This window comes from Halomonas profundus (assembly GCF_020865425.1).
Classification (GTDB): domain Bacteria; phylum Pseudomonadota; class Gammaproteobacteria; order Pseudomonadales; family Halomonadaceae; genus Vreelandella; species Vreelandella titanicae.
The window spans coordinates 1,757,328-1,780,122 of sequence record NZ_CP086344.1; the positions used below are offsets into that span (position 1 = coordinate 1,757,328).

The 22,795-nt window shown below is 52.2% G+C and carries 9 protein-coding genes; 4 read left to right on the plus strand and 5 right to left on the minus strand.

The annotated features are described in order from the left end of the window. Positions 1-665 precede the first annotated feature (665 nt). From LMS44_RS07825 to LMS44_RS07835, 3 genes are all read left to right on the plus strand, one after another. Positions 666-17,606: a malectin domain-containing carbohydrate-binding protein gene (locus LMS44_RS07825; protein WP_498947209.1), complete on the plus strand. Its 16,941-nt coding sequence runs from the start codon at positions 666-668 to the stop codon at positions 17,604-17,606. A 73-nt stretch (positions 17,607-17,679) separates the two neighbouring features. Beyond that, positions 17,680-18,450, plus strand: coding sequence for a SapC family protein (locus tag LMS44_RS07830; RefSeq protein ID WP_159176555.1), 771 nt, complete (start codon positions 17,680-17,682; stop codon positions 18,448-18,450). Between the two features lie 177 nt (positions 18,451-18,627). Then, on the plus strand, positions 18,628-19,116 hold the full coding sequence (locus LMS44_RS07835; RefSeq protein WP_089690648.1) for a CreA family protein: 489 nt from the start codon (positions 18,628-18,630) through the stop codon (positions 19,114-19,116). A 15-nt stretch (positions 19,117-19,131) separates the two neighbouring features. Here LMS44_RS07835 and LMS44_RS07840 read toward each other — a convergent pair whose 3' ends face one another. Next, positions 19,132-19,695, minus strand: a complete 564-nt coding sequence (locus LMS44_RS07840; protein ID WP_236557273.1) for a CAP domain-containing protein — start codon at positions 19,693-19,695, stop codon at positions 19,132-19,134. Beyond that, a complete protein-coding gene (locus LMS44_RS07845) occupies positions 19,688-20,176 on the minus strand; it encodes a pyridoxamine 5'-phosphate oxidase family protein (RefSeq protein ID WP_089690652.1) in 489 nt (162 codons plus the stop codon). Before LMS44_RS07845 ends, LMS44_RS07840 begins: the two co-directional genes overlap by 8 nt. A 258-nt stretch (positions 20,177-20,434) precedes the next feature. Between LMS44_RS07845 and LMS44_RS07850 the strand changes: the two genes are divergently transcribed. Further along, the gene (locus tag LMS44_RS07850) at positions 20,435-20,689 is read left to right on the plus strand and encodes a putative hemolysin (protein ID WP_022524073.1); all 255 of its coding nucleotides are present in this window, start codon (positions 20,435-20,437) and stop codon (positions 20,687-20,689) included. A gap of 46 nt (positions 20,690-20,735) precedes the next feature. Here the strand turns inward: LMS44_RS07850 and LMS44_RS07855 are convergent, their stop codons facing one another. From LMS44_RS07855 to LMS44_RS07865, 3 genes are all read right to left on the minus strand, one after another. Next, positions 20,736-21,053, minus strand: a complete 318-nt coding sequence (locus LMS44_RS07855) for a hypothetical protein (RefSeq protein WP_089690695.1) — start codon at positions 21,051-21,053, stop codon at positions 20,736-20,738. Positions 21,054-21,170: 117 nt separating this feature from the next. Beyond that, a complete protein-coding gene (locus tag LMS44_RS07860) occupies positions 21,171-21,452 on the minus strand; it encodes an amphi-Trp domain-containing protein (RefSeq protein WP_022524071.1) in 282 nt (93 codons plus the stop codon). After that, positions 21,449-22,783, minus strand: coding sequence for a metallophosphoesterase (locus LMS44_RS07865; protein WP_236557274.1), 1,335 nt, complete (start codon positions 22,781-22,783; stop codon positions 21,449-21,451). The genes LMS44_RS07860 and LMS44_RS07865 overlap by 4 nt, the downstream gene beginning before the upstream one ends. Positions 22,784-22,795: the final 12 nt, after the last annotated feature.

Below are 22,795 nucleotides of genomic sequence, written 5' to 3' on the forward strand. Positions count from 1 at the left end.
GAAAACTATGGCTACCAACTTACGATTTTATTAAAGACAATTTCCACCACTTGATTTTTTCTTGCACGAATAAGTTCCCAATCATTTAAAAGGGCTAATACATACGCTCGCTTAAACAATGCTTTGTTCAAACGAGGTAGTCAAATGTATTTCCTCGGTTATTTAGTTGTTTAAAATAAAGTAAGGGAAGCTGTCTTGATTGATGTTGTTAATAAGAAATCAGTGCATTAGCTTCTGGGTGTGGCCTGGAATGGTATGTTTTTAGTCCTTGATAGCTAGGTTTCTACTGTAAAAAAGCATTAGTTGGCGTCATTTTTTAAACGGAAAATGTATTATTTTTAATGTTTTTTTTGCTTGGTAACAGTAAAAAATAAAACCTAAACTTTGTTTTCTTGGTTAGTTGGCCTGATTTTTATAATAAGTCTGTTGATGTTTTTTTTATCCGAACTATTTTTTAACCAGTGCGTGGCTTTGCGAGGAAGCTATGCAGCAGCGTTTGTTGCCGCGTAGCTTTAGCATTGTTGATAAAACTAATGAAGCTGAAAATTGCTTGCAGATTAAAGTTCATGATGCGAAGTAGGGCTTGCGTTCTGTTTTAGTAATTTTTAGTTAATTTGTTGCCCGAAAGCTGTTTTAAAATAATCAGTTAAAAGGATCCTCCCATCATGGTTACGAATAATTTTTCTCAAAGCAGTTTAGATCTCAACGGAAAAATTACCTTGTCCCAACCTACCGCACTGGTGTGGGGGGCAGATGGTCGCCTCTATATCACTGAACAGAGTGGTGATGTCAAGGTTTTAACCGTAGCATTTGGAGATCCTAATACAGCAGATAGTGACAGTACGGCAAGTTTCTATGTTGTTGAAGCTGAAACTGTTTTTTTAGTAAAGGAATTACCTAACCATAACGATGATGGTACCGAGGGGGGATCTAACAATCGTCAAGTTACGGGTATTGATGTAACCCCGCAATATGATGAAAACGGTGACCCGGTCATAATTAATGGAAAGCCGGCAGTCAATATCTATGTGACATCTAGTGATAATCGCATTGGTGCTGGGAGTAGTGGCTCTGACACAGGTCTCGATACAAACTCTGGCATCATTACGCGCCTAACGCAGACAGTAGATGGATGGGAAGCACTAGATCTTGTCCGGGGACTTGCTCGTTCCGAAGAGAATCACTCTCTTAATGGTTTGGAAGTCATACAAGAGTTTGACGATAACGGTCGTTTACTAAGTGAGAGGCTCATCGTTGCTAACGGGGGTAATGCCAATGCTGGTGCACCTTCGAATAATTTTTCTGGACAGCAGGAAACGGCCTATAGTGCGGCGATTCTAGAGGTCGATCTTGATCAACTTAAATCCATGGAGATCAAAAACGATGATGGCCGCAATTACGTCTATGACATTCCTACCTTAAACGCCCCCTCACGCTCTCCGAGCGAAGAAGCGCTCACTGACCCCTTTGGTGGTAATGATGGCTTCAACGGTGGAAAAATAGACCCTAACGGTCCAGTGCAGATTTATTCTGCGGGGTATCGTAATGCCTATGATGTAGAAGTTACCGAAGATGGACGCGTTTGGACTTATGATAACGGCGCTAATAATAGCTGGGGCGGTCGCCCTGTTGGCGAGGCGGGGGATAATGGTGGCAATATCGATGCTGAACAAGATGAAAACTATATAGCTACCAATCTTAATAACGGTGATGGTAGTGGTAGTGACAGCATCAATACTGAAGCTTGGAATCCTAAAAACCTCGATCAGTTTCACGAAATCACTCGATCAGACGATCTCGCTGGCCGGGTTCTTTCCGCTGGTCAGGCGGGCGCCGCCACCTACGTAATGGCGCATCCTGATTTTGACGATCCTTTAACCCTGGTTTACGGCGGCCACCCGAACCCGACACGTGCCAGTGGCGGTGAAGCTGGGCTCCTCTTTACGCCCAAAAATGGGGTTGAGGACGCTTTTCTGCTGGTATCTGAAGAGCACTATGACAGTGTTATCGACTGGCTGGTAACTGTGGAGGGTGAGTCTAACGGCGTGTCTTCTGGGGATCTTACAAGCCGCGTTATTAGCTTAGCTCCTGGAGAGCTGTATTACATTACCGAAAATGGTGAAGCGTACCTGACTAGTGACTATACCCAGACGCCGTCGAGTATCGGGGGATCCGATGTACTCGGAACCGCTGGGGTGCCAGCAGATATTGATGACGTGGTGGCCACACTTAACGCTATCGAAGGCAACTATCTCGAAGGAGGATATAACGATGGCGCAATTGACTCAGGTACAGGGTCGATCAATGGCTTGACCGAATATACGTCGACCGTTTTTGATGATGGTGAGACGAAGATGTCCGGCGCTCTTATGGCAGTACAGTTGGGCGGTGGCAACCTCATCGTGATGGGGCGGGATGAGAATGGCGTCATGCAAACCGCTAGCGGTAGCGGTGGGGTAAAAGCTGCTGAGAGGATCACATTGACGTTGTCAGGCAGTCCTCTTGGGCTGGCTTCTATTGGCGATGACCTATCTGCATGGGATAACCAGGCAGCGTTTCGTGGTTCTGTTTGGGCAACTGTTTACAGCGGAAGTGGTACCAAAATCGAAATCCTCCAGCCCAATAATGGCGCTGTTCCTCTCGCCGGCAGTGAAGCCGCTGATCCGACTGATCATGATCTTGACGGCATTAACCATATTCATGATCCATTTGAGTACAGCGCTGCAAATGGTCTCGCGCTGACGCCAGGCGAAGCCATCGTCATGAATTTTCAGCCTACCGAGGCTCCCTATCCCGGCACCATCGGTGATACTGGTTTGATGGGCGCAGCACTTGATGGTACGACACCGAACCAGGATGCCAACCCGGATCAGGGGCTTCCCGGCCTTTATGATATCGGCGGTAATATCATTCCCGGTGCCAATGCCGCGCTGTTCCAAATCAAGGAGGTTGTGCCGGGCACTGTGGTCGGCCCTGTAAATAGCGTTCGTGATGCTATGCATGTGGGTGTTAATCCCAGCAGTGATGTTCAGCGTCTGGTGGCCACAACACAGGTGCTCAACTGGATTGCCGATAATGGCAGTGTTGAAGATGGCCAACTGACTGGACTCATGTTTGGCGATGGTACTCAGGCCAACTTCGTACGCCTTGTGTTTGGAGAGGTAAACGGAGAAGCTGGCTTTGAAGTTGGTTATGAAATCAACGACAACAATTATCTGGCGTTGGCTCAAGTGGCGGTGCCAGGACTGACAGATACTGCTGTTACGCAGGTTGAATTATACCTCGAGATCGATATGGCTGACGGCTTTGCCCTCTATGCGAGCTACCGTCTCAATAGCGAGGATGCCTTTACCGAACTGCCTCTGAATGGTTTTACGCTGCCTGAGGGTGTTTTACGTGACGTCCTGACAGGTAATCATACCATCAGCGATGGTGATTCCCAGGCCTCCTCTGGAGCTGCTTTTGGCTTCCTAGCTGAAACCAGTGAAGGTGCGCCTCTTGCACCGGTTAACTTCGAAAACCTCAAAATAAATGGCTTCGGTAATGAGATTGAGGCAGATTCGGCTGGCGGTGTGGGGGCCGAAGGCTCTAATGGTATTGACACTATTATCTATACCGGAACCGATACCGTACTGTCGCCGCTGGATGACAGCGTCGAGAACTTCGATGGCTCCGGCACCATGGCAGATTTTCATGCCACTGGTAATGGCGGCGACAACGTGATGATCGCCGGGAGTGGCAATAATACGTTTACAGGGGGCGGTGGAGCCGACAGCTTCCAAGGTACGCTCGATACTATAAACGGTACTGAAATCACCGACTTCACACCCGACGATGAAGTCGTTGTTCAGGGTGCTTCGTTCGATGCCAGCGACGTAACCTATCAAGCTGGATCCGCGATCATTACTATCAATAACGAAACAGCAATCACTTTTAGTGGTGAAGGTTTTGACGACTTCGATCCCAGTACTGGCGAGTCAGTATTCAGCTTCACGTCCACCGCCAACGGGACGCGCATTACCACTGTACCTGCGTTGACCGCGGTTGCTGCGATCAGCTCGGGGGGCCCCGATATTAACAACGTCACCGTACGTGACCAGACAATTGATTTCCTCTCAGACATGACCAACGCTGAGGTTAATGGCTGGGTTAGCGGTGTCACCTCCAAAGATTATGTCAACGTAGTCGACATCGACGGCAGTGTCCCCGATGAGCTGCATCAGTCTGAGCGCTCGGCAGAAGATGCCGGCGAATGGGGCTACTCGATTCCGGTCGAGAACGGTGAATACCTGATCGATATGTACTTCGCCGAAATTTACCATGGTGTGGAAAACAGCAGTGGTACCGGAGCGCGTGTCTTTGACATCAGCATTGAAGATGCGCTGGTGGAAGATGACTATGACATTATTGGCGATGTTGGTAGCGCAGCAACCGAAGTGATCAAGACCTATGCCGTTACCGTCACTGATGGGGTTCTCAACATTGGCTTCGATGCCTCGGTCAATCAGGCCAAAATCAGCGGTTTGGTGGTCTGGCAAGTTGGTGGCACCTATGTGCCACCTGAAGATGTAACACCACCGGAAGTCGTGTCGATAATGATCGATCAACCTTTCGATAACGACAGTGACATCTTGGCCACAGTAGTGGTTACCGATAACGCTGGAATTAATGTTGATTCTATCAATGGTGATGAGCTGATTTTTACCGGTTATGAGCCTGGTGCCGTCTCCCTGGCTGATAACGATGCTATTACACTCAGCAATGATGGCAAAACCGCTACTATCCAGTACACCATTTCCCCGCCGACAGGTTCTAATGCTTGGGAAAATGGTGCTTTCAAGGTTGGCGTTGCTGCAGGTAGCTTTACTGATACGACAGGCCTTGGTATCGCCGCTTTTGAAACGGATGTCATTATTGCCCGGAACCTTGAACAGCTCGTCAAGGGGGCGTTGCAAAGAGCGATAAACGTCGGACCAACCAGCAACACTATCGATAATAGTCTCGAGGGTGATGATAAAAATACTTATGGCGGTGCCATCACTAATGATCCGATTCTGGGTATCGATCTTGAGGCGGATGACCCCGCGTATTACTCGCCGAGTACAAAAACAGGCAGTAATATTGATGGTAAAGCCGGAGCAACCGGTAGTAACAGTGGTGGGGTCGATCTGGATGGTTCTGCCTACCACACCTATCGTGACTCTGCCGCTGGCTCATACACAGCAACCTATGAAGTGCCCAATGGTTTATATGTGGTAGAGCTGCATTTTGCTGAGCTTTATCAAACCCAGGGCGGCCAGCGCCAGGGTGACTACACGATACAAGGCGAGTTGTTTGCTGAGAACTTTGATGCCTTTATAGCAGCGGGAGGAGCCGACAAGCCAACCGTTCTTACCAAAAACGTTATAGTGACAGATGGCAAGATTGTTATTGATGTCAATGCGGATAACGGCGAGCCGGGCTTCAACGCCATAGCTATTTATCAGGCAGTCGACAGCGGTATACCGATTGCCAGCATTCTTTCGATTGAAGCGCCGGAATCGAGCGATGGACAGGTTATTGTCACTGTCCAGTACACTGACGATGGCAACATTTCTGGCACACAGATCGGTGCTACCGATGTCACTGTTTCCTCTGCCGCTGGTGCGTTAGTTACTCCTTCGCTGGTGGCTTATGATAGCGCCAGTGGCATTGCCACCTATATCTTTGACGCCCCTGAGAGCGGCTGGCAAACCGGGACAATCACCGCTTCAGTCGCCGCCAATGCAGTACTCGATAGCGATAACAATGGCAACAGCGCAACGGCTAGTTCGGTTTATGTGAATTACTCGAGCGATGGAGTCATTCTCGAACTTGATTTCGAGAATCCCGGATCGCCACTTGAGGAAGGCGGTTTTGATGGCACGCTGGGTGACGTTGTAGATGATACGGTCTTCACGACTGTGGAGGGGGGCGAACTGGTCGTCTGGACATCCAATGGCGACATTTCACAAGCGGCTGCCCCGAGTGCGAATGACTTTATCAAGTATGTGGCACTGGGCGATCCAGCGTTAGAGACGATAAACATTACCTCGCGCTTTGATAATCCCTTCCCTGCCGCGCTCGCAGCCCAAGAGCTACCAACTGATATTGTCCCGAACTATGCCCAGCAAGGCATAGTCTTCGGTCTTGGCAGTCAGGGCAATAATGAGCTTGTCAAGCTAGTGTTCGGTGGTAATGGCGGTAACGGGGTGCAAATCTGGTCCAAAAGCGCCATTGATACAGTCATTCCGCTTGCGAGTATGCTGAGTAATGCCTCAACAACCCTGAATGATATTGCCTCTGTAGAACTGACGCTAGTCGTCAACAAAACAGCCGGTACTGTGACTCCTATCGTTACTTTCTTCGATACTAACGAAAATGTTCTGGGGGGCTTGCGTGCCGAGGCAACCGAAGGTTTCGCAACGGCGTCCCCTGAGGTGTTGCCACCCGCAGTGCTAAGTAATCTTACTGATCCGAACTCAACAACGGCAGTCGGGGTCACTTCAACTGATTACAACGATCCCATAGAGTCGTTCATGGCTAGTTGGGATTATCTCAACGTGACCTCGCCGGATCTCATTTCAGAGCCAACGGATCCCACCACTACTCTGGCTATCGTCAATGCTCCTGACATCATCGAGAATGGAGACGATGGCTTCACGACACTGAACTTCGGCCTCACCGCTTCAGATGGCTTTAGTGGCGAGGTGGAATTGACCCTGAGCATCGATGGCGCGGCCGTGACGGATACGTTGAACTTCAGCGACGGCACCGCCATCCTGTCGGTTGATGTGCCTAATGACGATGTGGCTAATGGTACCAACGAAATTTCAGTCACTTTGGTCGCAGTCAATAGCACAGGGTTGTTTGAAATTGATGCATCGGCGGCCACAGCAACGGGCAGTGTGACCGAAGACGATGAGGGCTCTGTGCCCAATCCGGACGACCTGGATGAGGACGGCGTTAGTAATGATGACGACCTTTTCCCATACGATGCTGCTAATGGCATGATTTTAGCGGCTGGCGAAACCTTCTTGCTTGACTTTGAAGAAGACACCGCGAGTCCCTATGAGGCTGGCCTGACGGGGTTAATGGGCCGGGCAAATGAGAGTAATTCTGCTGGAGCTGTCGAGAGCGGTACAGCAAGTGTCGAGAATGGCACACTCAATATTGTAGCCGATACAGGTGATCACTATACCAACAACAATTCTCAGAAGGATGCATATGCGGTAGGGGTTAAGAATCCTGGTGGCTTTATCGTTGAGACAAGTTTTACTATGCCGGACTTCGATGATCAGCAAGAGGGCCTGCAGGCACCACTTAACTACCAGGCTGGTGGTGTTGCGGTCAGTCTTTCGGAAGACAATCTAGTGAAATGGATTTTCGGTGCGAACGGCACCGCTGCTTTCCAGCTCGCTCATGAAAATAAACAGGTAGAGGGAGCAACACCTGCTGTACCAGGCGCGACCTTTGCCTTGCCGAGTGGTGTTGTCTACAGCGACATAGCTTCAGTGAAGCTGATGCTTGAAATAGTCGTAGATACTACATCTGGCGAAGTTACGGCACTCACTCGCTCTGTATTGACGTTGAATAATACCAATATAATTGACGGTGCTTCGGGAGAAATAACGCTGACTGATCCGTTGGCTTCAGCAATTAAGGATGAAGCTCAGGGCGTCAGCGTAGGCTTTATACAAACATCCACCGGTGGTCAGTCGCCTGATACTTTCGACATTTCTTACGACTATCTCCAGGTGTCCTCGACCGAAGAGGCCACACCTCAGGTACTGGTTGGCATAACAGATGCTGGTCCGGTGGTCGAAAACGGCGACGAGGGCTCTACCACACTAAGCTTCGGCCTTACCGCTTCGGAAAGCTTCAGCGGCGAGGTGGCATTGGATCTCACTATTAATGGTACATCCGAGCCCCGCACGGTGGTCTTCACCGGCGGCGTCGGCAGTTTGACGGTTGACGTCGCCAACGATGATCAAGCCAATGGTCCGGAGCAGGTCAGTGTCATCCTAGCCGGGACTGCAGATGAGGCGTTTGCTATCGATCCTGCTGCTGCGACGGCAACGGGCACAGTGGCAGAAGATGATGTTGGCCAAACGGTAATCGGTATTACCGACGCCGATTCAATGGTCGAAAACGGCGACGAGGGTGCCACCACGCTAAGTTTCGGCCTCACCGCTTCGGAAGGCTTCAGCGGCGAGGTGGCATTGGATCTCACTATTAATGGTACATCCGAGCCCCGCACGGTGGTCTTCACCGGCGGCGTTGGCAGTTTGACGGTTGACGTCGCCAACGATGATCAAGCCAATGGTCCGGAGCAGGTCAGTGTCATCCTAGCCGGGATTGCAGACGAGGCGTTTGCTATCGATCCCGCTGCTGCGACGGCAACGGGCACAGTGACAGAGGATGACGAGGTCGCGCCAACAACACCCGTACGCCTCCAGGCCGAGGACTTTACCGCAGCGACCAATTACACCGTCGAGAACATCGGCGCAGCGGATGAGGGTCAAGGTATCCGGCTGCAGGGTGGCGAGTCGGGTACGGCCAGTTATGTGCTAGCCGGTGCGGTTGCGGCGGGCACTTACACCGTGATTGTCGGGTATTTTGACGAAAACGACGGCGAAAGTACGGCGCAGTTGAGCATCGGTAATGCCCAGGGCCAGAGCTTCAGCGGCGACTGGATCTTTGATAACGACGCCAGCAGTGGTAATGCTGCCCAGGCAGCAAGCTTCCGCACGGTGACTTTCGAAAACGTCACGGTGGGTGACGACGCTACTCTGGACCTGGCAAGCACGGCGGCACCCTTCGAATATGCGCGCATCGACTATATCGAGTTTGTGCCCGCGGCAATTGTCGAGCCACCGGCGCCGACCTTGATCGGTATTTCCAATGCTGATCCGATGGTCGAAAACGGCGACGAGGGCACCACCACACTAAGCTTCGGCCTTACCGCCTCAGAAGGCTTTAGCGGCGAGGTAGCCTTGAGCGTGGATATTGATGGGGTGGTCGAGCCCCGCACGGTGGTCTTCACCGGCGGCGTCGGCAGTTTGAAGGTTGACGTCGCCAACGATGATCAAGCCAATGGTCCGGAGCAGGTCAGTGTCATCCTAGCTGGGATTGCAGACGAGGCGTTCGCCATCGATCCTTCCGCTGCGACGGCAACGGGCACAGTGACAGAGGATGACGAGGTCGCGCCAACAACACCCGTACGCCTCCAGACCGAGGACTTTACCACGGCAACCAATTACACCGTCGAGAACATCGGCGCAGCGGATGAGGGTCAAGGCATCCGGCTGCAGGGTGGCGAGTCGGGCACGGCCAGTTACGCGCTAGCCGGTGCGGTTGCGGCGGGCACTTATACCGTGATTGTCGGGTATTTTGACGAAAACGACGGCGAAAGTACGGCGCAGTTGAGCATCGGTAATGCCCAGGGTCAGAGCTTTAGCGGCGACTGGATCTTCGATAACGACGCCACCAGTGGCAATGCTGCTCAGGCAGCAAGCTTCCGCACGGTGACTTTCGAAAACGTCACGGTGGGTGACGACGCCACTCTGGACCTGGCAAGCACGGCAGCACCCTTCGAATATGCGCGCATCGACTATATCGAGTTTGTGCCCGCGGGAATTGTCGAGCCACCGGCGCCGACCTTGATCGGTATTTCCAATGCTGATCCGATGGTCGAAAACGGCGACGAGGGCTCCACCACGCTAAGCTTCGGCCTTACCGCCTCGGAAGGCTTTAGCGGCGAGGTGGCATTGGATCTCACTATTAATGGTACATCCGAGCCCCGCACGGTGGTCTTCACCGGCGGCGTCGGCAGTTTGACGGTTGACGTCGCCAACGATGATCAAGCCAATGGTCCGGAGCAGGTCAGTGTCATCCTAGCTGGGATTGCAGACGAGGCGTTCGCCATCGATCCTTCCGCTGCGACGGCAACGGGCACAGTGACAGAGGATGACGAGGTCGCGCCAACAACACCCGTACGCCTCCAGGCCGAGGACTTTACCACGGCAACCAATTACACCGTCGAGAACATCGGCGCAGCGGATGAGGGTCAAGGCATCCGGCTGCAGGGTGGCGAGTCGGGTACGGCCAGTTATGTGCTAGCCGGTGCGGTTGCGGCGGGCACTTACACCGTGATTGTCGGGTATTTTGACGAAAACGACGGCGAAAGTACGGCGCAGTTGAGCATCGGTAATGCCCAGGGCCAGAGCTTCAGCGGCGACTGGATCTTTGATAACGACGCCAGCAGTGGTAATGCTGCCCAGGCAGCAAGCTTCCGCACGGTGACTTTCGAAAACGTCACGGTGGGTGACGACGCTACTCTGGACCTGGCAAGCACGGCGGCACCCTTCGAATATGCGCGCATCGACTATATCGAGTTTGTGCCCGCGGGAATTGTCGAGCCACCGGCGCCGACCTTGATCGGTATTACCGACGCCGACTCAATGGTCGAAAACGGCGACGAGGGCACTACCACGCTAAGCTTCGGCCTTACCGCCTCGGAAGGCTTTAGCGGCGAGGTGGCATTGGATCTCACTATTAATGGTACATCCGAGCCCCGCACGGTGGTCTTCACCGGCGGCGTCGGCAGTTTGACGGTTGACGTCGCCAACGATGATCAAGCCAACGGCCCGGAGCAGGTCAGTGTCATCCTGAATGGGATTGCAGACGAGGCGTTTGCTATCGATCCCGCCGCTGCGACGGCAACGGGCACAGTGACAGAAGATGATGTTGGCCAAACGGTAATCGGTATTACCGACGCCGATTCAATGGTCGAAAACGGCGACGAGGGGACCACCACGCTAAGCTTCGGCCTTACCGCCTCGGAAGGCTTTAGCGGCGAGGTGGCTCTGAGCGTGGATATTGATGGGGTGGTCGAGCCCCGCACGGTGGTCTTCACCGGCGGCGTCGGCAGTTTGACGGTTGACGTCGCCAACGATGATCAAGCCAATGGCCCTGAGCAAGTCAGTGTCATCCTAGCTGGGATTGCAGATGAGGCGTTTGCTATCGATCCCGCTGCTGCGACGGCGACGGGCACAGTGACAGAGGATGATGTTGGCCAAACGGTAATCGGTATTACCGACGCCGACCCAATGGTCGAAAACGGCGACGAGGGCTCCACCACGCTAAGCTTCGGCCTTACCGCCTCAGAAGGCTTTAGCGGCGAGGTAGCCTTGAGCGTGGATATTGATGGGGTGGTCGAGCCCCGCACGGTGGTCTTCACCGGCGGCATCGGCAGTTTGACGGTTGACGTCGCCAACGATGATCAAGCTAATGGCCCTGAGCAAGTCAGTGTCATCCTAGCCGGGATTGCAGACGAGGCGTTTGCTATCGATCCCGCGGCTGCAACGGCAACGGGCACAGTGACAGAGGATGATGACGTCGCGCCAACAACACCCGTACGCCTCCAGGCCGAGGACTTTACCACGGCAACCAATTACACCGTCGAGAACATCGGCGCAGCGGATGAGGGTCAAGGTATCCGGCTGCAGGGTGGCGAGTCGGGCACGGCCAGCTACGCGCTAGCCGGTGCGGTTGCGGCGGGCACTTACACCGTGATTGTCGGGTATTTTGACGAAAACGATGGCGAAAGTACGGCGCAGTTGAGCATCGGTAATGCCCAGGGCCAGAGCTTTAGCGGCGACTGGATCTTCGATAACGACGCCACCAGTGGCAATGCTGCCCAAGCTTCAAGCTTCCGCACGGTGACTTTCGAAAACGTCACGGTGGGCGACGATGCTACTCTGGCGCTCTCTGCAACTGCGGCTACGCTGGAATACGCACGTATCGACTATATCGAGTTCGTGCCCGCGGGAATCGTCGAGCCACCGGCGCCGACCTTGATCGGCATTTCCGATGCTGATCCGATGGTCGAAAGCGGCGACGAGGGTGCCACCACGCTAAGTTTCGGCCTCACCGCTTCGGAAGGCTTCAGCGGCGAGGTGGCATTGGATCTCACTATTAATGGTACATCCGAGCCCCGCACGGTGGTCTTCACCGGCGGCGTTGGCAGTTTGACGGTTGACGTCGCCAACGATGATCAAGCCAACGGCCCGGAGCAGGTCAGTGTCATCCTGAATGGGATTGCAGACGAGGCGTTTGCTATCGATCCCGCTGCTGCGACGGCAACGGGCACAGTGACAGAGGATGACGAGGTCGCACCAACAACGCCCGTACGCCTTCAGGCCGAGGACTTTACCACGGCAACCAATTACACCGTCGAGAACATCGGCGCAGCGGATGAGGGTCAAGGTATCCGGCTGCAGGGTGGCGAGTCGGGCACGGCCAGTTACGCGCTAGCCGGTGCGGTTGCGGCGGGCACTTACACCGTGATTGTCGGGTATTTTGACGAAAACGACGGCGAAAGTACGGCGCAGTTGAGCATCGGTAATGCCCAGGGCCAGAGCTTCAGCGGCGACTGGATCTTCGATAACGACGCCACCAGTGGCAATGCTGCCCAGGCAGCAAGCTTCCGCACGGTGACTTTCGAAAATGTCACAGTGGGCGACGATGCTACTCTGGCGCTCTCTGCAACTGCGGCTACGCTGGAATACGCACGTATCGACTATATCGAGTTTGTGCCCGCGGGAATTGTCGAGCCACCGGCGCCGACCTTGATCGGTATTTCCGATGCTGATCCGATGGTCGAAAGCGGCGACGAGGGTGCCACCACGCTAAGCTTCGGCCTTACCGCCTCGGAAGGCTTCAGCGGCGAGGTGGCATTGGATCTCACTATTAATGGTACATCCGAGCCCCGCACGGTGGTCTTCACCGGCGGCGTCGGCAGTTTGACGGTTGACGTCGCCAACGATGATCAAGCCAACGGCCCGGAGCAGGTCAGTGTCATCCTAGCCGGGATTGCAGACGAGGCGTTTGCTATCGATCCCGCTGCTGCGACGGCAATGGGAACGGTGACGGAGGATGATATTACCAGCACCGATCCTGCGACGATCAATCTTGAATTCGATGAAGGTGAGACTCTACAAGGCTTATTTGACGGAGTGACTGAAGGTTCGGGTACTGACACAGAGGAAACCGGTACAGCTGAAATCATTAATGGAAATTTGGTTATTTCGGCCAGTGAGGGTGATGCTGGAGGCAGTAATAACGCCAATGATAATTACTATACTAATGTGTCTGGAGGTGATGGTTTTACTGCTGAGCTTAAATTTGGCAACCCTTTCCCTTCGCTGCCTGCACAGTATTCGCAGCTGGGTCTTAATATAAGCCTCAGCCAGGACGAATATCTGAAGGTAACCTTCGGCAACGTCGGAGGCGGGCAAATTGAATACTCCTATGAGCTAGGAGGTTCACAAAGCAAACAGACCTTCAGCCTGCCGCCAAGCATCAGCTTCGCGCAGATTGCTGATGTTGTTGTGGCTATCGAAGCCAGTGTTGATGGTGGCATGGCGAGTTTCTCGGGCACCATGACCTTCCTTGATGCATCGGGACAAAGTTTGGGAGATACGGCTCTGCCAGCACTGCTCCTACCGGATGGCCCTTTGAATACAGCCATTACTAGTGCGGGAGAAGAGTTCGGTGTTGGCGTAACCCAGACCTCGTTTGGTTCCGGTCCAGTTTTTGTTGCTAATTATGACTACTTGCGTATTCAGCAACAGGGCGAAGAATCCACTGACGATAATGACAAGCCGGTCGCGACGATTGCTATCCTACAGCCAGTCAACACCGACGCGGAACTTACGGTTGTTGTCACTTACGCTGATGCCTCGGGCATCGCTACGGAGACGCTTGATAACAGTGACATCGCACTCATGCTGGATGGGGTTCCAGTTGCTGCCACGATCAGTTTCGATGGCTTCAACGCAACGACGGGCGAAGCAACTTATGCGATCTCGTCTCCAGCTGGAGGTTGGAATGAAAATGGTAGTTATACGGTCTGGGTGGCTCAGGGGGCGGTCTCAGATGCCTCAGAGAATGCCAACCTTGTCGATTCAACGCCATCGACGAGCTTCATGATCGACTTTGATGAGGGCAGCCCGCTTGGCGGTTATGCCCCGGGTGATGACCTGGACGAAGATGGCACTGCCAATCAGGCGGATGAAGATATTGATGGTGATGGTGATGCCAATGTAGATGATGTCTTTGCTTATGACGCCAAAAATGGGCAGCCTTTGGCCGACGGCGAAAGCATACGCCTTAATTTCGAAGTAAACGGCACTCCCTATCAGAACGGTTTCACCGGGGTTATGGCCAGTTCTGATGTGGCATTTCAGGACGAAGATACCGGCGCCGGCATCGTTGCCGATAATCAACTCAGGGTCACGACAACGAGTGGTGATACGGGGTCTGCAAATACGCCACAGAATGATTATCACTTGGGCATTATTCGTGATGGAGGCTTCATCCTGGAGTCCGTGGTGGATAACCCCTTTGCTTCGGCGCCCGGTAGTTATTCGCAGCTAGGGCTGGCGGTTAGTGTGAACAGTAATGATTTTGCCAAGTTGGTATTTGGCAGTGTTGGTCAGGACATTGAGTTTTCCTCGCGTGACAACAACGCCGAAACCAAACTTGGGGCTGACTTCCCAGATGATTATGGCTTTGGTGATTTTGCAAAAGCGAAGCTAGTACTCGATGTCAGTGTCAATAACGTCGGCAATACTATGGCGACGGCGACAGTCACTTTACTGGACGCATCAGGTGAACCTTTACCGGGTAATGCCAGCGTGACCATTAGCGGGTTGGAACTCACCGGAGCCCTTAAGGAGGCGATACTAGACCCTGCAGCTTCGGTCGGCGTAGGGATTACCCACACGCATGGTGCGGCGGAAGCCTTTACCGCTGCCTATGACTACTTCGAGGTAAGTGCCAAGGAAGACACTAGCACTCCTTTGCCGGTGCCGGCGACCGAGATCGAAGAAATTTTTGCTGGTGCTAACCTCGAATTATCGGATAGCTATGATCAAGGTGATGTTGGCTCTGCATTGGTCACTGTGACTCCTGGCGGGAATGACGTACAGAGTTCCAATTACGGCAGTAACTCGTTCCAGGTGCAAAATACCGGAGATAAGAAGATCGCCGCGGTTTTCTTTGATGTGACGACAGCCCTCTATGGCGATAGCGTGTTTGATCCCGATGGCAAGGGTGGGGATGCGACAGCCAAGGAGTGGGCGATCAACAGTGCCGGTAACACCGGGGCAATTCAGCCTGTGGGGTCGTCTGGCTACGAGCATTATTTCCTGCCGGGAATCGATCCTGAGCCTGAGAATTCAGATAATAATGGTGGTTACCGTGGGGCCTTGGTGAAATTTTCGGCCACTGCCAACGGTGGATTTACTAACGGTGAAACAGTTGGTTTCAGTGGTGATATGGATCCTAACTCGATTGCTGGCTTTACCAAATCCAGTGTCGATACGGGATCGATTCCCTTCTGGGATGTGGGGGGGATCTCAGGGGCGGAACTTATCGGCTCCAATGTGTATATCAAGTTTACTGATGGTAGTACTGCCAGCGGACAATTGATGAGCGATGGCAGCCAGGCTGGAGCACAAGTGCTGGTGAGTGAAACGCCACCTAACCTAGTTGCCGAATTGAGTGTCAACGGGCTTTCTGCCGGTAGTCAAGGGACCTACGGTGGTGAAGTACCTTCGGTAATTGTTAGCGGGCCAGCTGGTGAATGGGTGCGAGTCGTCATGACTAAGGGGCACCAGCCAGTAACCAATAATCAGGATGGCATTGCTGATACTGTAAATGCCCGTCTAGCGGATAAGAATTTCCCTGCTAACAATGCTGCAGAGTTCCAGTTTGTAGATGTACAGCTGGGCGCCAGTGGCACAGCCGATGTTTCGCAGGAGTTTACCTATGGGGATTTCCTGAACGACACCTCCAGCTTCGATGGAGATGACACACTTCCGCTTGGTTTTGTTGCATCCGTCATTGATAACCCGAATACCTCTGATGGCTTGGGATTGGGGCCGGTATCGCAGCCGATCTATCTAATTTCGAATGGTACGCCTGTTGTGGATGGCGATACGACAATCCCGTCGGAAGGTTATTACCTTATGGAGGGCAGTCGTCTTAAAGTACAGTTTGAGGATATAAATGGACCTGGTGGAGTAAACCCTCCTGGCAAATGGCAGTTCTTCGATGAGGCAGACGAAAATGGTAACCAGGCGAACTTCCAGGGAGTTGGTTACTATCTCTGGGGCGATGAGGACAGTGAGGCTCTTAATGGGCCGCAGGCAGAACTGACCTATACATTCGTCATTCCTGAGTCGGCAGCAGGGGAGTTTACCTTGCGAGTTCGGGGGACACGGGATCCAGGTGGGGCCAGCGATGCCCAGAATGATGTCTGGGTGAAGATAGATGACAATGCTGAAGAGCTTCTCGTTAGTAATGTCAATGCGATAGATAATAGTGGGTTTATAAAGCTGTATGGTAATGCAACAGGCGATTTTGGCTTCGCGAACTTTATCGATAGCACCTCGGATTCGGTACCGAATTTCCCAGCGGAGTTTGTGCTTGACGCCGGTGTTCATACGATTACTTTCGCAGGCCGTTCCGAAGGCTTCCATATTGACTTCTTTGAGCTTTACCAAGGCAATGCGCCAAGTATAAACGCGACGAACTCTACCTTTATACTTAGCGGTGATACCGAGCCTTTCGTTAATAACCCTCTTGAAAATCAGACGATCGAAGCTGAAGATGAGTTTTTCTTCGAGATTCCTGATGATACCTTTCGCGACCTGGATGGCGATATATTGACCTATGAAGCCCTAAACATACCTGATGGAGTCTTCTTCGACGCACAAACGAAGACTTTCTCGGGGAGCCCTAGTGCAGGGGTAGGTAATTACGCGCTGGAAGTTCAGGTAACCGATGAAGATGGTGCTACTGCGACAGCTGGTTTTGACTTGGTGGTGGTGCCAGAGGATCAAAACGAGCCAGATACTTACTTTGTCGCCATGGTCGAGAGTGCTAATGGCGACATTGAACAGGGTTCATCTCTGTCTAGTCCTGATTTAGAGATAGGCTCATATGTTGTCGGTATTCAATTTACCGTGCCTGATAATATTAATCTTGATGATAGTGAAACTATTGATAGTGCGATTATCAGTTGGGTATCTGATAGGACGCATTCTGCTAACTCGACGATGACTTTCTCCGTAGAGAACTCACTCAACGGAGCGGGCTTCGGCTCAGTCACTAACCGTAATTATCTCTCTGAAGAGGAAGTGTGGCAGGCTACAGGTACATGGCAGGATGGTGAAAATATAACCGTAGGTATTAACTTGGCAAATCAACTTAATTCACTTATTGCTCAGGAGGGACTTAACTCAGGAGATCTGATCACGGTCAAAATAGAAGGAACTGGTGGGACTCGCTTTGTCGAGGCGGCTGGAGGAGACCGGACTGCTCCAACGCTTGCTATTACTGTGGCTGATAACGCCAGTGCTAGCCAACTAAGTAATAATGCAACCCTTCTGTTCGAGAGTAACTCTATAAGTGATATGTCGGCAGATGATGAGTTTGGAACTCTCAATCCCTCATCAATGAGCCAAGAAGTTGGCCTAGTTGGTATTAATGATGAGTCAACGGTAGGAAGTTTTTGATAAGTTAGTAGCTTAGTAGCATGAGGGGCTGGTTTCACCAGCCCCTTTTTTTTGAAGAACAGTAGGTGCACTCATGCTTGAATGGATCGCCATATCACGCACTCAGCATGTCAATAAACGATTCTGGTCACGTCAAGGCTATTTCTTTTCTGCAGAATATCACTTGGCTCCCATTCTTCTGGAAGAGCTAGCCAGACTGGTACCCCATTATGTATTGGGCTTTATTTACCAGAATGAGGGTTATCACCCAGTAGCAGTACTGGGATTTAACGAATGCAACTTGTATTTGCATCGCGATGGTCGTTGGCTGGGTGATTATGTGCCCGCGTCGCTGCGAGAGTATCCGTTTACCTTGGCAAAGGCCGAGACGAATAAAAAAGTATTCTGCATAGAACGGCAGCACCTCACTGACGATTTGAGCGCCGAGCCACTTTTTGGAGAGAAGGGAAATCTTGCTAATCAAGTCGAACAAACACTGAGTTTTCTCAAACAAAGCGAGTGTAACCGACACTTAACGACTGCTGCCTGCCAAGTGTTAAGTGAAGCAGGCCTAATCGAGCCTTGGCCTCTACAGCTGACCTGGGTTGACAAGCAGGCGTCACTGCATATGCAGGGTTTACATTGTATTAATCAGCAAGCTCTGAACCAATTAGGAGAAGGAACGTTAGCTGATTTACATCGCCGTGGTGCCTTGCCGTTAGCCTACGCTCAACTATTCTCAATGAGTCAAGTAATTCAGTTAACAGAACGAGTGAAATTCCATGCGCAAGAGCAGGCTAAACAGTCAAAGCTTGAAAATGATATTGATCTATTTTACGAAGACGGAGATGAGTTTAAATTTTGATTTTATTACGTAGTTGTTGGCTTCATTCTATCGAGCATCGAATTCAGCACCTCGTAACAATAAATAGCACTTAGTTAATGTGTACCTGTAATTTGATAATCGCTGAGCTTTCTCCTGGATTAACGTATCCTCTAGGCTTGATCATCGCTCGACTGACTATTATCAAGGAAGCTCACCATGTTTTTCTCTAAACGCGCTGCCCTCGGGCCACTTATGGTTATGTTATCACTGCTGCCGCCCACGCTATTCGCTCAGGATGCTCACATTGGCAGCGTGCGTACCGAGTTCAAACTGCTGGGCCCGAACAACACCATTGAAGTGGAGCGCTTCGATGACCCGAAGGTTCAGGGTATCTCCTGTTATCTCTCTTACTCACAGATTGGCGGGATCACTGGGGCGGTGGGGCTTGCTGAGGAAGCCAGTGAGGCGAGCGTGGCGTGTCGGCAGACAGGGGAGGTTGTCTTCGATCCCGCTGAAGTAGAAGAGCAAGAGGTGATTTTTAGTCAACGCCGCTCGGCGCTTTTCAAGAATATGCGCGTCGTTCGCATGCATGACGCCGAAACCCAGACCTTTGTGTACCTGACTTATAGCACCAAGCTGGTCGATGGCTCGCCTAAAAACGCGATTACGGCTGTCCACTACGGTGAGCTAGGAGGCGGGCAATAACTGACTCTTGGGCGCTTAGCGCGGGTTGCCTAACGTTTGTGTCCAGTAGGTCGAGTAGCGCGACTCCGAATCCTCGGCTTTTGCCATGCCCATCTCGGTAAAGGCGTCATTCATGATGTTGCGGCAATGGCCGGGGCTGTCTAGCCAGCCTTCCACGACGGCAGAGACCGAGGTGTGGCCAGCGGCGATATTCTCACCCACGGCTTGCCACACATAATCCTGATTACCCACACGCTGCTCGATGCCTACACCCTCCGGGCCGGTATGGCTAAAGTAGTCATTCTCAGCCATGTCTTCAGAGTGGCTCTTGGCCGCTGCTTCCAGCTTGCAGCTCCATGCTAACGACTCTACTGCTTTATACTGCTGGTCACCGCATTGTCTCGCTTGGCTACGCGCCTCGTTGATTTGAGACAGCATTGCCTGCTGCTGATCGTTGAGTTCGCATTCGCCCTGAGGGGGAGCATTATCACTCTGGGACTGATCATTGGCCCATGAGGTGGATGAACCCATGAGCAACATGATAACGGTCAGGCCGTAAAGCGCCCCGGCAGCGGGGCGCTTGGGAAGGACCTTATCCACCGAACTTCTCATTTTCGCCAAGATCCGGCGTGGCGTCCTTTTTGAGGTTGGCTTTGGCAATTTCGTAAAGCTGGAATGTCTTGCTCTCTTTGGCTTTCCAGTGCTCACCCATCTGCACTTTAATTTCTAGCAGGGCGACGTCTGGGTCGTCTTTACCTTCGGGGAACCAGGCGGCGATGAAAGGGTTCCAGTATTTTTCAATCAATTCACGGTTATCTGTCAGGTTGGCTTTACCCGATAGCGAAACGTAGACGCCATCTTCCTGGTCGGAGAAGCTAAGGCACACATCGTGGTCGCTTTTGGTTTCAAATACTTTTTCGGCACTGCGGCGGGTGAAGAACCACAAGGTGCCGTCGTATTCGTCTTGCACCAGATGCATTGGCCGGGCGCGTGGGGTGTCGTGATCCAACGTCACCAGCATGCCGACTTTTATATCTTTGATCATTTTCCAGATCTTTTGCTTATGTTCCGGGCTGGACATAGCGTCACCCTCCTTATGAATACGATCCTGGCCTTATAAAATAGATGCTGGCCTTATGAATTCAATGCTGAAAATAGCCATAGACAATGCTTGTACATCGAAGAGGACTAGCTACAGCCTAGCTACCATTTTCCATATCAGCAAACGCTCTATGGAATCATCATATCTCTTGCCTAGTAACATCCTGCTTGATGTGTCCGCGGTTACTCACCAGAATCAAAGTGACGCTGAACTGTATGCTCAGGGAGGGAGGTTCCAATGCTTACAGGATCTATATACCGCTACGGCCCAATGACAGTGCTACTAATGCTCGGCGGCTGTGCCACGGGCGGTGGTGACCCCAATTCTCAAAACCAGATGACCCAATACGCGGCTGAATACTGCAGAAGTGTCGGTGGGGAGAATGAAATTCGCGAAAGCAGCCTAGGCACTGGCCGCTATTGCCGCTTGCCTGATGGCCGGGTTGAAAATGAGTGGAAGTTATACCGTACCGAGCATCTCGATAATGACTAGCTGACACCTTTGATGCCACCCAGGCCAGCCACTGGGTGCCAGGGGCCTAGCTGTTTTTGGTTGTATGCCTTTTCTTAAAGCCAATCATAACCGCTAGCAGCCCGCACGCCAGTGCTGGAAGCAAAACATCAAGCACTGAGTCTAACGTCCATCCACGCCAGACGCCCTCAAACATACCGACCGGTAGCGTTTCGCCCCATGCCCAACCTCGTTGGATGCCTAGCCTGTATTCGTGCTGAGCGATCTCGCGGCCAAGCAGTATCGCTACCGGGATAACACCCGCCACGCGAGCAGAAACAAAGGGCAATAGTGAGAGCTGAATGATCAAAGCGATAACGACGTGCTCTAAATGTGTGACGTCCATTTCCACGCTCCCATAGTCTTTCTCCCATAGCTTTCTTTCGTGAGCCGAAAGGGCTCTGGCGCGAACATGGGCATCATACACCCACATTCATGTGGGTAGGGCTCGGGGCGTCAGCTCTTAACGCTTACCCGCTTTTGTTTTAATTTTGGGAGGCGTGTCGGAAAGCTCTTTCTCTTTGGTGCGCCATTTAATCTTTACTTCCACCTCCTGTTTATCGCCTTCATCACTGGCGCGCAGAGAGACTTGCAGCAACTGCTGCGGAGAAAGTACCAGCTCACCTTCACTTTCCTGGAAGGCTAACTCGCCTTTATTGATCGCATTTGCCAGGGTAATCAGTAACTCTTGGGTTGACTGACGATCCAGCAGCGAATCGTGACTGAATTTCGTTTTTGACTTCATTTAGCGGGCTCCACCAGTTTTCCTTTGCGGCCGGGCTTGAACACTTTTGCCTGAGGGTAATCGCAGCTAAGGCCGATCAGCCCACGGTTTTTGTCGATTAACGTTACCCCTACACCGTAGCCATCGAGCCCCTCATTTTTACGCGAGTGAGCGTCCAGGGTGATATCGGCTTCGATATGGATAAGCCCGTTTTTGAGCGTGACCCGCTGGCCAAAGTGTTGGTTGATATGGCCGTGAACCAGCACCTGAATGCCCGCTCGCCGGGCAACGTAGGCGCCGCGCGGCGTAAGGGGAAGATCGGCTTTACGGTATTTGGTTCTAAAGGTATTGGCCAAAGAGCCATAATAAAAACTGAACAGGTTTTGGTGCATTAGGTTTTTTTTGAAAGCACGGTTGGCATGTTTTACGCCGTACTTGGCCAGCAGTTCGGCCATATGATCATCGAGGCCGGCATGCAGAAACAGAAAGGAACCGCGCTTTTTAACCAACTGCATGCGGCGGAAAAACCAGCTAAATTCCCCCGATTTGTTAAGAAATAGCGAACGACACTTCATCGCGGCGGCGTAGACTTGGGTGAGCGTCAGGCCGTTTTTTGCACAGTGCGCCTCGAAGCTCTGTGCCTTGGTGGTCATCTTGCTGATTTCACGCTCTATACCCTCGGGGGTGAGAAACCCGGCGGCATAGAAGGGGAAGTTCTCGAACCAGTCGTTGCCTGGAAACAGCGCCTGTCGGCACGCCTGCTCGGACGGTAATCCTTTGTCCCAATGGGTATCGGCCAGGTATTGATCGAATACCTCTTTAAACAGCGGTATCACCTTCTTGCCCATGCGCACAAAGAGATGTTGGCTACCGGCGTCAGTGTCGCGTTCCAACGATAGCAGCCCCATCAGCAAGCGGAGATCATGGTTACCGGCCAGCAGAGTGATATCTGCTTTGAGGCGGTATAAGTGGGCCAGGCTGCGCAGCATCATCAGATTGCTGGGGCCTTTGTCCAGGCAGTCTCCGCCCACCACGATTTCGGCCTTTTTGCCGAATTTCGTCAGTGCATATTCACATAGGTGGGAGCCTTCGCGTTCGATCACGCCTGCAGCAATTAGCGAGGCTTCAAATGCCTCGGCGTCCGCATGGGGATCTGAGATGAATGCCACTGGCTTTTTGGGCCAGGCGAAGCCTTTTTTTCGCGAGCGCTTAACAAAGGTGCCTAGCGCCTCATCGTGATTGACCGAAGTCGCGTCATCGGGCCAGGGCGCCCACTCTGTCGGAAGGCGCGTCAAGATGGCGTTGTGATACGGTTGTTTGCTTACCTTTGGAATAACATTGCACGCGGTCATAGAAGCCATCTT

Excerpts from the sequence above, each read along its gene's own strand:
- LMS44_RS07825 (WP_498947209.1), top strand. The coding sequence starts at position 666 with ATGGTTACGAATAATTTTTCTCAAAGCAGTTTAGATCTCAACGGAAAA.
- LMS44_RS07830 (WP_159176555.1), top strand. The coding sequence starts at position 17,680 with ATGCTTGAATGGATCGCCATATCACGCACTCAGCATGTCAATAAACGA.
- LMS44_RS07835 (WP_089690648.1), top strand. The coding sequence starts at position 18,628 with ATGTTTTTCTCTAAACGCGCTGCCCTCGGGCCACTTATGGTTATGTTA.
- LMS44_RS07845 (WP_089690652.1), bottom strand. The coding sequence starts at position 20,176 with ATGTCCAGCCCGGAACATAAGCAAAAGATCTGGAAAATGATCAAAGAT.
- LMS44_RS07850 (WP_022524073.1), top strand. The coding sequence starts at position 20,435 with ATGCTTACAGGATCTATATACCGCTACGGCCCAATGACAGTGCTACTA.
- LMS44_RS07855 (WP_089690695.1), bottom strand. The coding sequence starts at position 21,053 with ATGGACGTCACACATTTAGAGCACGTCGTTATCGCTTTGATCATTCAG.
- LMS44_RS07860 (WP_022524071.1), bottom strand. The coding sequence starts at position 21,452 with ATGAAGTCAAAAACGAAATTCAGTCACGATTCGCTGCTGGATCGTCAG.
- LMS44_RS07865 (WP_236557274.1), bottom strand. The coding sequence starts at position 22,783 with ATGACCGCGTGCAATGTTATTCCAAAGGTAAGCAAACAACCGTATCAC.